Source organism: Mariniflexile litorale (genome assembly GCF_031128465.2).
Classification (GTDB): Bacteria; Bacteroidota; Bacteroidia; order Flavobacteriales; family Flavobacteriaceae; genus Mariniflexile; species Mariniflexile litorale.
The window spans coordinates 2,461,469-2,476,268 of the sequence record NZ_CP155618.1; the positions used below are offsets into that span (position 1 = coordinate 2,461,469).

Here is a 14,800-nt window from a genome sequence, read left to right on the forward strand (position 1 = left end):
TTTTCATTATTTGAATTTATTCAACATGCCTTTCCAGCGTAAATCTCGAATAAATACCCCCTCTTCTTCTGTTACCAGAAAATCAATATGATTCTTTTTTGCTTTAAAATAGCCCGATATATAGTCTTTAAATAAACCAAAGCTTCTTTTTTTATAAGCTAATTTTAAGGCGGAAATAAAGGTAATTACAAAACCATAACGCATTTTGTACATAGCTTCTCCTTGTAAATATTTAGAAGCTTTATTGTAGCTAATGCCCGTTGGTTTTAAATGTTTTACATGAAGAGATTCGTCTGTTAAAATATCCCAACCATAAAATTTTGCAAGCAACTCATCAACGGTGTCCCAACCCATAGAAGGTTTTAATTTTCCTATTTGTAAAAAACACGCTTTTCTATAGGCTTTTAAAGCACCTCGAATATGGTCTTTCCGAGTTAAATTTTCCAATATCCAGTTGCCATTTTTTTCAATGTAACAAAAGCCTGCAGCCATTCCTAGGTTTTTGTTGTTATTAAAATGAATAGAAAGTTGTTCTAAATAATTGTGAGGAAAAATTAAATCGGCATCAAATTTACATAGTACATCATAATCTTCACCCAAAATTTCATAACCTTTATAAAATGCATTAATAATTTTGGATCCTGGTAAATGTTCATTTGAAGATTGTGAATTAAGCAATTCAATATTTGTATATTTCAAAACGTAATCTTCAATAATGTTCTGAGTTGCATCGGTTGAGTTGTCATTTACAACCACGACACGTTTAGGTTGAAGAGTTTGGTTTATTAACGAATCTAAGGTTAATCCAATGACACTTGCTTCGTTGTGAGCGGGAATAATGATGTAAAAGTTCAAAGTTTAAAAAGTTTAATTTCAAATTTAACTTATATTGATAGTATAGCGTTAGTTAATCCGTTTTTTATTTTACAAATAAAGTGTCTTTAAGTAAAAAGATTAATCACTATTTTTGAAATTAATAAAGCTATGGTGTATTTGTTATGGGGATTATAAAAAATATTTTGTATAAGATGTCAAATCGAGCATTTTTATCAAAATTTAAAGCGCAAACAATTTTTCCTTATTATCATCTAGTAAGGGATACTGATGTAGCACATATTGAAAATTTATATTTATTTAAGAATACAAAGCAATTTTTAAATGATATTCAGATATTGAAAACTAATTATAAAGCTTTAAATCCTAGAGATTTATTAAATAATAACGTTTCAAATAACAGTTTTTTGCTTTCTTTTGATGATGGTTTACAAGAAATTCATTCAGTAATATACCCTATTTTAAAGCAACAAGGTTTAAAAGCTATATTCTTTGTAAATCCAAATTTTATAGATAACAATGAAGGGCTATATAAGCATTATATAAGTATTATTTTAAAACAGTTGAAGGACACAGGTTTTGAAAAAAATGTTTTAGATAAAATAGGAGCCATATTTTCTTTTACATCCAATTCCACTGAAGAATTCAAAAAGAAATTTATAAATATCAAATTTTCTGAAAGAGAAAAAGTAAATGATGTGCTCGATTTATTAAAGATTGATATTAGAGACTATTTAAAAGAACAAAAAGTTTACATTTCAAAAGAACAAATACAAGAAATGTTAGATGATGGCTTCTATTTCGGGGGGCATACGATGAGTCATCCGCCTCTTATTCAATTATCTCAAGAAGAACAAACATTAGAAATAATTAATTCTATAGATTGGTTAAAACAAAATTTCAATATTAATTATTCCTTATTTGCATTTCCATTCTCAGATAGAGCCATCTCAAAAAAAGTGTTAGAGAAATTGTTTGAATACGATCCTAATGTAAAAATATTTGGCAATTCTGGTTTAAAGAAAGATATGGACAAGCGGATTATTCAGAGATTTTCTTTAGAAAACCCAAATAAGGAAACAGAAAAACAGATTGTTACAGAAAACATGTATAAGTATTTCAATAAAGTTATAAGAAAATATCATATTAAACGAAAGTGATATTTATATTTACAATAAAGTCAAAACGCCCTACCTGTTTTTAGTACTAGGCACTTTAAATAAACATGTACGAATCCGAAGTATACATTAAAACAATTCAAGAACACTTACCTCAAGAAATTTGTGAGCACTTTTTTGATACCTATGCATCGATTAGAACAAGAAGTGTTTTGCACTGGACAGAGCATTGTACAGAATGCGCTATGCCCTCATGTTTTAAAACTTGTGATTTGTATTCCCCAAGAATTGATGGTAAATGTCAGCGATTTGTTAAGGGGATAGAAAGAGTTATTCTAAAGAATGAAATACCTACTGTTGGTCAACAAATATTGAAAATTCAATTTAAAAAGTGGGGTGTATTTGCAACTCAAGGAAATAATGAGTTATACAATTGTCACGAGGTTGAAAAAAAAGAAACTAGGGAATTACTATTAGCAAAACTTATCCACCTTGTACCACAAAAAGATGTCAAGAAAAAATTAATTCAAAAACGATACAGTCAAAAAAAGAATAAAATAATTAGTGAGCAAAATAAGGGTTTAGATACTCCAGATGGCTTTTTAATTGAAGTTTACAACCCGACACAAAGTAAAATATCTTTAGGGTTAGTTATTAGAAACGATGATTTTAAGTTTAGTAAGATTCCTTTTCAATACCGAATGGATCTTATGCCAGGGTACAATAAAGAAATTATTCCATTTGATGAGATTTCAAAAAGAGTAAAAATAAATATGTCTTACCGTATTAATCTTATTCCTGAAGATCAAAATATGGACACTGCTTTGTATTTTGGAATAACCGAATTTGTTCAATTCATTAAAGATGAGAATGTCATCAAAGAAGCAGATAAGATTAAATGCATTGTTTGGGATTTAGATAATACGTTATGGAGTGGAACATTAGTAGAAGACGGTATAGAAAAATTAAAACTTAAGGAAGGTATTACAGATGTTTTAAAACTAGTAGAGCAAAAAGGAATTATAAACTCTATAGCAAGTAAAAATGATCATGATTCCGCAGTGGAGGCATTAAAGCATTTTGGGGTGGAGGATTATTTTGTTTTTCCAAAGATTTCATGGCTACCCAAAAGTAAAAGTTTAAAAGAAATAGCACTAGATCTTAATATCAATATCAATACCTTTTTATTCATTGATGATTCTGAATTTGAAAGAAAGGAGATAGAAACCACATTGCCTCAAGTAAGGGTTATGGATGCTATTCATTATCAAAAGATACCAGATTTAGAAGCACTTCAAATTCCAATTACTAATGAGAGTAAACATAGAAAGACATTTTATATTAATGAAGTTGAAAGAAAAAAAGTCTCTGATAGTTTTGAAGGCGAGTATTTAAATTTCATTCAAACATGTAATATTGAATTAGAAATAGAAGCCTTAAAAGAAGTTCATTTTCAACGTGTTTATGAACTTACTCAAAGAACGAATCAAATGAATTTTTCAGGCAGTAAATATACCAAGAACGATATATCTAATATTTATAATAATGAAGACCTTTCTTCTTATGTTTTAAGTTGTAGAGATCGATTTGGTGATTATGGAATCATTGGATTTGGTGTTATTCAAAAATCTAAAAATCAACTTGTTGATTTAATGTTTAGTTGTCGTATTCAAAGTAAAAGGATCGAACATGCTTTTTTGACACATGTGTTAGAACATTATCTGAAATTTGGAGATTTTTGGGTTACGTACAATCATACAGAAAAAAATAAATTTTCGGCTCATGTATTTGTAGATTTTGGATTTGAAATTATTAAAAGTGAAGGCACTTTTCGTAAACTTAAATTTAATCAAAACAAGGAAGTACACAACGATAAAATAATAAAAGTAATAGAAATTAAATAGTATGCCATTTCATCCTTTTTTATCAAAAACGAAGCTATACAAGCTTTTAAAAAAACTATGTAAACCTTTTTATATTGTTTATGAATATGCTGAGTTTGTAGCCTTTATGGCTGAAAATAAAGATAAGGGTGAAATTAACGACTATTATAATAACTCAGCAACCTATAAAAACAGATATAAACTTCATGATAAACTTTTATTAGAGCTTAAAAATAAAACTATTTTTTATTATGAATTTGGAGTCGCGGAAGGTGCTATGATTAAGAATTGGTCTTCGATTAATAAAATAAAAGAATCGCGCTTTGTTGGGTTTGATTCATTTGAAGGGCTTCCTGAAAGTTGGGAAGATAAAAAAGAAGGGCATTTTGATCAAAAAGGAAATTTCCCAGATATTGATGATGATAGAGTTAGATTTGTTAAAGGCTGGTTTCAGGATTCAGTTTATAATACATTGTTAGATTGTCATTTTCATGAACAATGTGTATTTCATTTAGATGCTGATTTATTTTCGTCTACACTTTATGTGCTTTTTCAAATTTCTCCCAAACTTAAAGCGAAGGATATCCTCATATTTGATGAGTTTTCAAGTCACGACCATGAGTTTAAGGCATTTGAAATATTTAAACAATGCACGAATGATAAATGGAAATTTGAATTTCTAGGAGCCGTTAACAATTACAGACAAGTCGCGTTTATATTAAAATAAAAGTTCGTTTCTTATAACACGGCCCTTTGCTTAATAAATTACATTCTTTCCGCATAAACAATGTAATAGCGTAGCGTAAACCAGCGTAATATGGGCCTTATTCCAATTTTTTTAGTTGGGTTTGTCCATTTTTGACGGTCTATAATTTTCCAACCTGCTTTTTCTAATAACCAATCAAATTGCCAATCTTCAAATTCGTGATAGTGTCTATCAAACATGTCGGTTTTACTTCTATATGCAGAAGAAAACCATAATCTTAAAGGAATGCTCGCGACTAATTTATCGCTTTTTATAGCCTGAAGCACTGTAAAAGGTGATAATAAATGTTCGAAAATTTCAAATGCCGTAACGACTGTAGCGTCTGAGTTTATAATAGTTGAAGTATCAAAATCTAGGTCTTCACCTGTTGTGTTTTGGACGTCATAACCATGTTTTATCATGATTTCTGAAAATGGATTTACTACGCCCAAATCTAACACAGCTTCAGTTTTGGCAACGTGCTTTTCTAAAAATTGAATGGTATGTTTAAAGCGTTTATTTGGAAAAGTTTTTTCGTACATGATTTTTTTGCAACAGGTTTGTTAATATTTATAAACAAATGTATTAATGTGCATGCCTGCACCAACACTAGCAAATATAACAATATCGCCTTTTGTTAGGCTATGGTTTTCCAATTTGTTGTTTTTAACCAAATCGAAAAGAGTAGGTACGGTTGCAACAGAACTGTTGCCTAGTTTTTGAATACTCATGGGCATAATGCCTTCAGGAATTTCGGTTTTGTAAAGTCGGTATAAACGTTTTAAAATGGCTTCATCCATTTTTTCGTTTGCTTGATGCAAAAATATTTTTTTCACATCTTTAATGTCCACACCGCTATTATCAATACATGTTTTCATGGCTTGTGGTACGTGAACAAGAGCAAACTCGTAAATTTTACGACCTTCCATTTTTATATAACGAGTGTCTTTACATAGTTCTTGATTGTTGGAATTTCCAAAGTGCAAATAATACGCTTCATCATAAGTGTGGCTGGCGGTTTCATGAGCTAGAATGCCACCTGCTTCTTCAGTGGCTTCTATAACAGTTGCACCAGCACCATCAGAAAAAATCATGGCATCTCTATCATATTTATCTACAACTCTAGATAGTGTTTCAGTGCCTATAACTAAACAGCGTTTGGCCATTCCTGCTTTTATAAATGCTTTTGCTTGTATAACACCTTCAATCCAACCCGGGCATCCAAACAGGATGTCGTAGGCAATACATTTAGGGTTTTTAATACGTAAACTATGTTTTATTCTAGTCGCTAATGAAGGAAGCATATCACTTTGAATCGCGTTATGTTTAACATCTCCGAAATTATGTGCTACGATGATGTAATCAATCGTTTCGCGATCTATTTTAGCATCTAATATGGCTTTTTCTGCGGCGAAAAAACCTAAGTCAGACGAATTTAAATGAGGTTCTGCATAACGTCTTTCTGCGATGCCGGTAATAGCTTGAAATTTTTCAATAATAACATCATTAGGATAATTAATTATTGAACCATCGTTGTTTAGAAATGTATGCTCAAGGAAAGCGTTGTTTTTTTCGATAGTATCTGGAATATAGCTACCAGTACCGGTAATTTTAATGTTCATAAAAAGAAAAATTTGCCTTTTTTAGTTTACTCATACAAGGTACAAGGTTTTAATAAAAGACAAATTCTTTTTTTGATTATTTTACGATGTTCAACGGGTAGTTTTATGCTTCTGCATAAGCTTCAATAGGAGCACAAGAACAAATTAAGTTGCGGTCTCCGTAAGCATCATCAACACGTCTCACACTTGGCCAGAATTTGTTATCTCTAACATAGTCTAACGGAAAGGCAGCATCCTCACGAGAGTATGGAAAATACCATTCGTTAGCAGTTACCATTTCTAAAGTATGTGGTGCATTTTTTAAAACATTATTCTCATCGTCTTTAGATACTTGGTCAATTTCTTTTTTAATAGAAATCATGGCGTCACAAAAACGATCAATTTCAGCTTTACTTTCACTTTCAGTAGGTTCGATCATTAAAGTACCAGCAACAGGAAAAGATACCGTTGGTGCATGAAAACCGTAATCTATTAAACGTTTTGCAATATCAGTTACTTCAATGCCATTTGCTTTAAATGGTCGGCAGTCTATAATCATTTCATGTGCAGCACGTCCGCGTTCACCAGAATATAAAGTATTAAAACTTCCTTGCAAACGTTGTTTTATGTAATTGGCATTTAAAATAGCTATTTTGGTAGATTCAGTCAAACCTTCGGCACCAAGCATTTTTATATATCCATAAGAAATTAAGCAAGCCAATGCAGAACCATAAGGAGCTGCAGAAATGGCTGTTATGGCTTTTTCTCCTCCCACTTTTTTAACTGGGTTTCCAGGTAAAAAAGGTACGAGTTGTTTAGCAACACAAATAGGTCCTACGCCTGGGCCACCACCACCATGAGGAATGGCAAAGGTTTTATGTAAATTTAAGTGGCACACATCAGCACCAATATTTCCAGGATTTGTTAATCCTACTTGGGCATTCATGTTGGCACCATCCATATATACTTGCCCACCATTATCGTGGATAATTTTGGTGATTTCTTTAATCGCCGATTCATATACGCCATGTGTGGAAGGGTAGGTCACCATCAAGCACGATAAATTGTCTTTATGTAAAATGGCTTTTTCACGTAAATCTTCCACATCAATATTCCCTTCAGCAGTCGATTTAGTTACAATCACTTTCATGCCCGCCATAACTGCAGTGGCAGGATTGGTACCGTGTGCTGATGATGGGATTAAACAAATGTTTCTATGATTTTGGTTAAGAGATTCATGGTAGGCTTTTATAACCATCAAACCAGCATATTCACCTTGTGCACCAGAATTTGGTTGTAAAGAAGTTGCTGCAAACCCCGTAATTTCGGTTAATTGATCTTCCAATTCTTTTAAAACAGTTAAGTAGCCTAGAGCTTGTTTTTTAGGAACAAATGGATGAATATTAGCCCATTTAAAAATACTTAATGGCAACATTTCAGATGCAGCATTAAGCTTCATAGTACAAGACCCTAACGAAATCATGGAGTGATTTAAAGCTAAATCTTTACGTTCTAATAATTTTATGTAACGCATCAATTCGGTTTCCGAATGGTATTTGTTAAATACATCAAGTGTTAAAAACTCGGAGGTTCTTTTTAATGTTTCTGAAATATTATTTCCTTCAGAAACTGTAGAAATAGCAATGGTTTCTTTTTCAGCAGCTTCAGCAAAAATCGAAATTAAATAATTGAGATCTCTAACCGAAGTCGTTTCATTTATAGAAATGGTAACCGTTTCTTTATTAGGGTAGTATAAATTGACTTTCTTTTCTTTTGCTAACTTTTTTATTTTTTTAGAATCGGTTTTTATTTGAAGTGTATCAAAAAACACATTGTTTACTTGATTGTATCCTAATGTTTTTAAAGCTTCAGCAAGTGCTGAGGTTGTATTGTGTACTTTATTAGCTATAAACTTTAAACCTTTTGGACCATGAAATACAGCATACATACTTGCCATGACTGCTAATAAAACTTGAGCCGTACAGATGTTTGATGTTGCTTTATCGCGTTTAATATGCTGTTCACGTGTTTGTAAAGCCATACGTAAAGCACGGTTGCCATTGGTGTCTTTTGTCACGCCGATAATACGCCCTGGAATATCTCGTTTATAGGTTTCTCTTGTAGCAAAATAAGCTGCATGTGGCCCACCGTATCCCATAGGGATTCCAAAACGTTGGGTAGTCCCTACTACCACATCAGCACCAAACTGACCAGGAGCTTCCAGTTTTACCAAACTTAAAATATCAGCAGCTACGGCTACTTTTATTTGTGCCTCATTCGCTTTACTAATAAACGTTTTAATATCTGTTACTTGACCATCTTTTCCTGGATATTGTAAGATAGCTCCAAAAAAATCAGAAGAGAAATTAAAAGTTTCTTCATTTCCTACAACTAACTCAATATCTATTGGAGTCGATCTGGTTTGGAGCAACGATAATGTTTGAGGCAGTATATTTTCAGAAACAAAAAACTTATTAATATTCTGTTTTTTTTGTTCACGTGTTCTTACTGAAAACAGTAAACTCATAGCTTCGGCTGCAGCGGTGCTTTCATCAAGAAGTGATGCATTTGCGATTTCCATACCCGTTAAATCCATCACCATGGTTTGGTAATTTAAAAGCGCTTCCAAACGGCCTTGAGAAATTTCTGCTTGATAAGGTGTGTAAGCCGTATACCAACCTGGGTTTTCAAGGATATTTCGTTGAATAACAGCAGGCAAAATATTGGGGTGGTAACCTAAACCAATATAGGTTTTGTAAGCTTTGTTTAATTTAGATAATTCATGAATATGAAGTAAATATTCATATTCAGTCATAGGTTCATCTAAATTTAAGCCATTTTTTAAACGTATATCATCTGGAATTGTTTCATAAATTAACTGGTCCAAAGATTCTACACCAATAGTTTTTAACATGAGTTTTTGGTCGTCTTCTCTAGGTCCAATATGACGCAAAGCAAAAGCGTTTGTATTCATTAAATAAGGATTGTTTATATAATTCGCAAAAATAAACAATACAAGGCATGTTTCTTTGCATAATATGGAAAGTTTTTAACCATTTGGAAACGTTATTAACACTGTACGATAGGTATTGTTTATTTTTGTAATATGCATTGGCTTAAACAACTTTTAAATTTTTATATAAACAGTAGTATTCATGTAGCCTTATCGGTGTTTTCATTAACTTGGATTTCACTTTTAGAATACGGTATTCTGTTTGATAAATCTCTGTTACTTTTTGTGTTTTTTGCTTCAATTTCAGGTTATAATTTTGTAAAGTATTTTGGTTTAGCAAAATTTCACCACCGAAACTTAGCAAATTGGCTAAAAACGATTCAGGTATTTTCGTTTATGTGTTTCTTTTTTATGTGCTACTATCTGTTTCAATTGCATATAAATACACTGTTTTTTATTGGAGGATTGGGGTTGGTGACTTTCTTTTACGCCATTCCATTTTTGCCTAAACATTTGTATTTAGATAGTAAACATAATTTAAGAAGTATTGGAGGTTTAAAAGTATACCTTATAGCATTAGTTTGGGCAGGTGTTACAGTGCTTCTTCCAGTAATAAATAATGAATTTCCTGTAAATATGGATGTTGTAATAGCAATAATTCAGCGATTTATTTTTATAATAGCTTTAATGTTGCCATTTGAAATTAGAGATTTAATATATGATAGTTTGAAATTGGCCACGATACCACAGAAAATAGGAATGAAGCAAACAAAAAGAATGGGAGTGGTCCTGTTGCTTTTGTTTTTCTTTTTAGAGTTTTTTAAAAAAGAAGTTACTCTCAGAAATATTTTTGTAGCTATACTAATAGCTTTAGTAACAAGTCTGTTTGTAATATATGCTGATAAAGAACAAAGTAAATATTATAGTTCGTTTTGGGTAGAAGGGATACCTGTTTTGTGGCTGATAGTGTTGCTAATGTTTAGTTAATGGAAGTCTCTTTAATAGCTTTATCTAATTCTGTTTTCATCTTCTCTTTGCATTTCTTATCTAAGCATTTAATGTTCGATTTCTTAACGATTTTTGTAAGTTTTGAATTGTTATGAGAGTACTTTCTACAAGCCCTACAATAAATTAAATGAATATTTAATTTAATTTTTTCACATAATGAGGCGTTTTTATATTGTGATTTATCACAAACGTGGCTAGCATCATTACACTTAAGCATAAGTTTAATTTTAGAACTCATAATTAAAACCAATTTTCTTTTAAGCAATCTGCCATGGCGGTACGTGCTCTATGAATAATTACCCAAAGGTTAGACGCTGTAATATTTAGTTCATTACAAATTACTTCGGTTTCGTAGCCTTCTATTGTTTTCATTCTAAAAACTTGGGCTTGTTTTTGAGGTAATTTGCTTAAACAGTTAAAGATTGCGTTACCAAGTTCACTGTTTTGCATGGTGTCTTCAGCAGTTTTGTCAAAAGGGTCTGCAACACGTTCTTCTAACCAATCACCTTCAGTCTCACTATCGTCGTTATATGTGATTCGAACTTCTGCTTTTCCTTTATTTGAATTTATTTTTCGGTAGTGATCAATAACTTTTCTCTTTAAAATTGAAATCAACCAAGTACGTTCGCTGGCTTCACCTTTAAAGTTTTTCATTGATTTTAGGGCAGCCAAAAAAGTATCTTGTACCAAGTCTTGCGCAATTTCTCTATCACTTACACGCGAAATGGTGTAGTTGTATAGGTAATCGGAATATAAATCGATCCACTTATTTGGATTAATTTGATGGTTAGACATTGTGCGTTTTTTTTCAATTTCAAAAATAGAATAAAAAAACCGAAAAAAATGTTTTTTATAGATTGACCTTAAATTTGAAACGAATGTTATATCTTATTTTATTGAATTTTTCCTTTTTCTACCGCCACAGAAGAACCATTAACAAAACAAGTTGAAATATATTTTAGTTTTTTAAAAGGTTTAGGCAATAGATTTAGTAACTCTTTATCATAATAAGAGTTTTCTAAATTGTAAAGCCGCCATGGTTTATGTTGTATTTTATATTGCAATGTTTTGTTGTCTTTATTATTTATAAACGCAATATATCTGGCGACTACAAAATGTTCCAATGTGTTACTTGTTAATTCATGAGTGGTTACACTCCCTTTTGCTTTTGTTTTATATGTTTTGTAATTGTATTCTAAAGCAATTTTTTTGTTTTTTAGATACTTGTTGTAAGTTATGTTTTTAAAATGATAGGGTTCATTATAGAATATGTTTGCTACCCAAGTAATTAATGGCTTTGGAGCAAATTCTTTTATAAATACAACGCCTTTTGAATTGTCGATTTTAGATTTTACATAAAACCTGAAGTTTATTTGCCCAAAGTTTTGATGCATAAGTACGTTAAAACCAAAAAAACGAACCTTTGTAAACCTGAAAGCAACCATGCTTAGCAACGTTTTACCATTATATAAGTCTAATTGGGTGTCCTTTGGTAAATAGGGTTTAAGAATGGCTTCATCTATTTCAAAAGTTGTCATGATTAAATCTTCCCAATGACCTTTCATAAATATATTAGTTGATTTCATCTTGGCTATTTTTATATAGTAAATAAGTTATATTCAAATGAAGTAAGGCTAATAGTATGGATGTGATAATTACGAAAATAAATAAAGTGTCATTAAAGTATAAATCATCATTATAAGATAACATTGTAAGAATAAGAATGGATGATGTTATTATACTGTAGACGATTAATTGTGTTTTACCACTTTTATTTAGCATGTTGAATTTGCCTATTACAACAACACACATGATTAATTGTATAATTCCTAAAATAATTAAAAACAGCAATCCGAAATATGGTATGATAAAAAGGACCGCATTTATTATTAAAAGCCATTTGTTTGTAAGGTATAGATGTTTCATGTTTTGTTATTTTTGTAGTTTCAGAAAATATTGAAAGTATAATTTAAATTTTTTAACTGAATAATTTCAATAATGATTTTGTAATCCAGTTCTGTTCTTGGGTTACGAGTTTGCTAATTATAGCATCAGCATTTTCAGTTAAATCATGCAATGCTTTGGTTTGTTTAATCAATTCTTTAGTTTTTTCCGTTCCGTCATCTTCTATAGATGAAACATCTTTTAATACTTTAATAACAGGTTTAATTTCTCTTCGGCTGCGTTCTTTCGCAACAATTCTCGCTAATTCTTGTACATCTTTTTCGGTGTAAAAATATTCCTTACGTTCACCAGGTATGAGATCTTTGGTTACGATTCCCCAATCTATTAACTGACGTAAATTCATACTAGTATTTCCCCGTGAAATTTGAAGCTCTTCCATAATTTCTTCCATTGATAATGGTTTGATGGAAATAAAAAGTAATGCTTGAATTTGAGCCATGGCTTTATTAATGCCCCAAAGAGTACCTAAACTTCCCCAAGTACTTATAAATTTTATTTTTGCTTCTTCATAATTCATAGTACAAATATACACTAATTTTTAAACTTTCAATAATTATTGAAAGTTTGTTTTTAATTTAAAGGCTGAATTTTATAATTCAGCCTTTAAATTTTTATTTCATTAGTCCTGCTCGTCTCAATAAAGCTTCAGGTTGAGGTTCTTTTCCGCGAAAGCGTTTGTAAAGCGTCATGGGGTCTTCTGTTCCTCCTTGAGATAATACAAAATCTTTGAACTTGGTAGCAATTTCTTTGTTAAAGATACCCGATTCTTTAAAATATTCAAAGGCATCGGCATCTAAAACTTCGGCCCATTTATAGCTGTAATAGCCTGATGAATAACCACCTTGAAAAATATGAGAAAATGATGTACTCATACAATTTTCAAGAACTTCAGGATAGAGTGTTGTGTTTTTAAAAGCTTCAGTTTCATGTGCTTTTACACTTGTTATAGTTTCTGGCGATTTGCCTGTATGCCAACTCATATCTAATAAGCCAAAACTTATTTGACGCAAGGTTTGCATACCTTGATGAAATGTGGCTGAATCTTTTATTTTTTCGACCAAATCCATTGGAATCACTTCACCTGTTTCATAATGTTTGGCAAATAATGATAAAGCATCTTTTTCATAACACCAGTTTTCCATAATCTGACTAGGTAATTCTACAAAATCCCAAAATACACTAGTGCCCGATAAACTAGGATAAGTAGTGTTTGCTAACATACCATGCAATGCATGACCAAACTCATGAAATAAAGTAGTTACTTCATTAAAAGTTAATAATGAAGGTTTGCTTTTTGTTGGTTTTGTAAAATTACAAACGATGGAAATATGTGGCCTATCATTGATTCCGTTTTTAATAGATTGCGGTTTGAAAGAAGTCATCCAGGCACCATTACGTTTTCCAGCTCTTGGGAAAAAATCGGCGTAAAAAATAGATACTAAATCACCTTTAGTGTTGGTTACTTTATAGGTTAAAACATCTTCGTGGTATGTATCGATGTTGTTTATTTCTTCAAAATTTAAATCAAATAATTTATGAGCCACTGTAAAAGCACCATCAATAACATTTTCTAGTTTGAAATAAGGCTTTAATAACTCATCATCTAAGCTAAATAGTTTTTGCTTTAACTTTTCTGAATAATAAGAACCGTCCCATTTTTCAAGTTGCTCTATACCGTCCAGATCTTTAGCGAAATTTTGAAGGTTTTGAAATTCTTTATCCGCAGCAGGTTTTGCTTTTTCCAATAATTCATTTGAAAATTCTAGAACTTTTTCAGGTGTTTTTGCCATGCGTTCTTCTAACACAAAATGTGCATGGGTTTTATAACCTAGCAAATTGGCACGGTCAAATCGTAATTTAGCAATTTTTAAAACAATGTCTTGGTTATCTAAAGCGTCATTGTTAAAACCTTTACTGCCTGCAGCTAGGCTTAGTTTTTTACGAAGCTCTCTGTTATCTGCATAGGTTACAAACGGAATGTAACTTGGATAATCTAAAGTAAACAACCAGCCTTCTTTGTTTTTAGATTCGGCTAATTGTTTTGCTGCTTCCATAGCACCTTCCGGTAAACCAGTCAATTCAGATTCGTCTGTAATCAGCATTTCGAACTTGTTGGTTTCGGCTAATACGTTTTCTCCAAATTTCAGCTTTAACTTGCTTAACTCTTTATCAATTTCGCGAAGTTTTTCTTTTTTATCGTTTGATAAATTAGCGCCATTTCGTGAAAAACTCTTGTATTTTTTGTCCAGTAGTGTTTGTTGTTCGGTCGTTAAATTTAACGTGTCTTTTGAATCGAAAACAGATTTTACACGCTTAAATAATGCTTTATTTAATGTGATATCATTACTAAATTCAGATAATAAAGGCGATACTTCCTGAGCAATTTTTTGAATACTGTCATTAGTTTCTGCTGAATTTAAATTGAAAAAGATACTGGAAACTCTATCTAATTGTTCACCTGAAAAATCTAAAGCTTCAATGGTGTTTTTAAAAGTGGGTTCTTCATTATTATTTACAATAGTATCAATTTCATTCTTAGCCTCTTGAATACATTGTTTAAACGCGGGAAGAAAGTGATCGTTTTCAATTTTTGAAAAAGGGGCAGAATTAAATGGTGTATTAAATGGTTTTAATAAGATGTTTTTTGTCATTTGTAAGTTAATATGTTAAAAACAAATATTTATTATGCATAC

13 protein-coding genes are annotated in these 14,800 nt (G+C 31.3%); 4 read left to right on the forward strand and 9 right to left on the reverse strand.

The genetic code is table 11. From position 1 onward, the window contains the following. Nucleotides 1-6: 6 nt before the first annotated feature. A complete protein-coding gene (locus QLS71_RS10055) occupies nt 7-855 on the reverse strand; it encodes a glycosyltransferase family 2 protein (protein WP_308993857.1) in 849 nt (282 codons plus the stop codon). Nucleotides 856-1,028: 173 nt separating this feature from the next. Between QLS71_RS10055 and QLS71_RS10060 the strand changes: the two genes are divergently transcribed. The 3 genes from QLS71_RS10060 to QLS71_RS10070 all read left to right on the forward strand — a co-directional run bounded on the left by QLS71_RS10060 (nt 1,029) and on the right by QLS71_RS10070 (nt 4,562). After that, nucleotides 1,029-1,994 carry a polysaccharide deacetylase family protein gene (locus tag QLS71_RS10060; RefSeq protein WP_308993856.1) on the forward strand — a complete coding sequence of 322 codons (966 nt, stop codon included), beginning with the start codon at nt 1,029-1,031 and terminating at the stop codon, nt 1,992-1,994. Between the two features lie 65 nt (nt 1,995-2,059). Continuing rightward, on the forward strand, nt 2,060-3,856 hold the full coding sequence (locus tag QLS71_RS10065; protein WP_308993855.1) for an HAD-IIIC family phosphatase: 1,797 nt from the start codon (nt 2,060-2,062) through the stop codon (nt 3,854-3,856). 1 nt (nt 3,857) lies between these two features. Further along, nucleotides 3,858-4,562 carry a TylF/MycF/NovP-related O-methyltransferase gene (locus tag QLS71_RS10070; RefSeq protein WP_308993854.1) on the forward strand — a complete coding sequence of 235 codons (705 nt, stop codon included), beginning with the start codon at nt 3,858-3,860 and terminating at the stop codon, nt 4,560-4,562. A gap of 38 nt (nt 4,563-4,600) precedes the next feature. On the opposite strand, the gene QLS71_RS10075 is transcribed toward QLS71_RS10070, so the two are convergent. The 3 genes from QLS71_RS10075 to gcvP all read right to left on the reverse strand — a co-directional run bounded on the left by QLS71_RS10075 (nt 4,601) and on the right by gcvP (nt 9,155). Beyond that, a complete protein-coding gene (locus QLS71_RS10075) occupies nt 4,601-5,122 on the reverse strand; it encodes a methyltransferase (RefSeq protein ID WP_308993853.1) in 522 nt (173 codons plus the stop codon). A 21-nt stretch (nt 5,123-5,143) separates the two neighbouring features. Further along, a complete protein-coding gene (locus QLS71_RS10080) occupies nt 5,144-6,202 on the reverse strand; it encodes a ketoacyl-ACP synthase III (RefSeq protein WP_308993852.1) in 1,059 nt (352 codons plus the stop codon). A gap of 103 nt (nt 6,203-6,305) precedes the next feature. Next, nucleotides 6,306-9,155 carry an aminomethyl-transferring glycine dehydrogenase gene (gene gcvP / locus QLS71_RS10085; protein ID WP_308993851.1) on the reverse strand — a complete coding sequence of 950 codons (2,850 nt, stop codon included), beginning with the start codon at nt 9,153-9,155 and terminating at the stop codon, nt 6,306-6,308. Nucleotides 9,156-9,287: 132 nt separating this feature from the next. Here gcvP and QLS71_RS10090 point away from each other — a divergent pair, with 132 nt between their 5' ends. Further along, on the forward strand, nt 9,288-10,121 hold the full coding sequence (locus QLS71_RS10090; RefSeq protein WP_308993850.1) for a hypothetical protein: 834 nt from the start codon (nt 9,288-9,290) through the stop codon (nt 10,119-10,121). Between the two features lie 261 nt (nt 10,122-10,382). On the opposite strand, the gene QLS71_RS10095 is transcribed toward QLS71_RS10090, so the two are convergent. From QLS71_RS10095 to QLS71_RS10115, 5 genes are all read right to left on the reverse strand, one after another. After that, on the reverse strand, nt 10,383-10,937 hold the full coding sequence (locus tag QLS71_RS10095) for a sigma-70 family RNA polymerase sigma factor (RefSeq protein WP_308993849.1): 555 nt from the start codon (nt 10,935-10,937) through the stop codon (nt 10,383-10,385). 98 nt (nt 10,938-11,035) lie between these two features. Beyond that, nucleotides 11,036-11,728, reverse strand: a complete 693-nt coding sequence (locus QLS71_RS10100) for a DUF2071 domain-containing protein (RefSeq protein ID WP_308993848.1) — start codon at nt 11,726-11,728, stop codon at nt 11,036-11,038. After that, nucleotides 11,715-12,068: a hypothetical protein gene (locus tag QLS71_RS10105; protein WP_308993847.1), complete on the reverse strand. Its 354-nt coding sequence runs from the start codon at nt 12,066-12,068 to the stop codon at nt 11,715-11,717. The genes QLS71_RS10100 and QLS71_RS10105 overlap by 14 nt, the downstream gene beginning before the upstream one ends. 52 nt (nt 12,069-12,120) lie before the next feature. Next, nucleotides 12,121-12,624: a MarR family transcriptional regulator gene (locus QLS71_RS10110; protein ID WP_308993846.1), complete on the reverse strand. Its 504-nt coding sequence runs from the start codon at nt 12,622-12,624 to the stop codon at nt 12,121-12,123. Between the two features lie 94 nt (nt 12,625-12,718). After that, entirely contained in the window at nt 12,719-14,758 is a 2,040-nt protein-coding gene (locus QLS71_RS10115) for a M3 family metallopeptidase (RefSeq protein WP_308993845.1), read from the reverse strand. Nucleotides 14,759-14,800 lie beyond the last annotated feature (42 nt).

What these genes read in the sequence shown, in the direction of transcription:
- QLS71_RS10080 (WP_308993852.1), bottom strand. Translation starts at nt 6,202, where the DNA reads ATGAACATTAAAATTACCGGTACTGGTAGCTATATTCCAGATACTATC.
- QLS71_RS10070 (WP_308993854.1), top strand. Translation starts at nt 3,858, where the DNA reads ATGCCATTTCATCCTTTTTTATCAAAAACGAAGCTATACAAGCTTTTA.
- QLS71_RS10105 (WP_308993847.1), bottom strand. Translation starts at nt 12,068, where the DNA reads ATGAAACATCTATACCTTACAAACAAATGGCTTTTAATAATAAATGCG.
- QLS71_RS10060 (WP_308993856.1), top strand. Translation starts at nt 1,029, where the DNA reads ATGTCAAATCGAGCATTTTTATCAAAATTTAAAGCGCAAACAATTTTT.
- QLS71_RS10095 (WP_308993849.1), bottom strand. Translation starts at nt 10,937, where the DNA reads ATGTCTAACCATCAAATTAATCCAAATAAGTGGATCGATTTATATTCC.
- QLS71_RS10100 (WP_308993848.1), bottom strand. Translation starts at nt 11,728, where the DNA reads ATGAAATCAACTAATATATTTATGAAAGGTCATTGGGAAGATTTAATC.
- QLS71_RS10065 (WP_308993855.1), top strand. Translation starts at nt 2,060, where the DNA reads ATGTACGAATCCGAAGTATACATTAAAACAATTCAAGAACACTTACCT.
- QLS71_RS10115 (WP_308993845.1), bottom strand. Translation starts at nt 14,758, where the DNA reads ATGACAAAAAACATCTTATTAAAACCATTTAATACACCATTTAATTCT.
- QLS71_RS10090 (WP_308993850.1), top strand. Translation starts at nt 9,288, where the DNA reads ATGCATTGGCTTAAACAACTTTTAAATTTTTATATAAACAGTAGTATT.
- QLS71_RS10110 (WP_308993846.1), bottom strand. Translation starts at nt 12,624, where the DNA reads ATGAATTATGAAGAAGCAAAAATAAAATTTATAAGTACTTGGGGAAGT.
- gcvP (WP_308993851.1), bottom strand. Translation starts at nt 9,155, where the DNA reads ATGAATACAAACGCTTTTGCTTTGCGTCATATTGGACCTAGAGAAGAC.
- QLS71_RS10075 (WP_308993853.1), bottom strand. Translation starts at nt 5,122, where the DNA reads ATGTACGAAAAAACTTTTCCAAATAAACGCTTTAAACATACCATTCAA.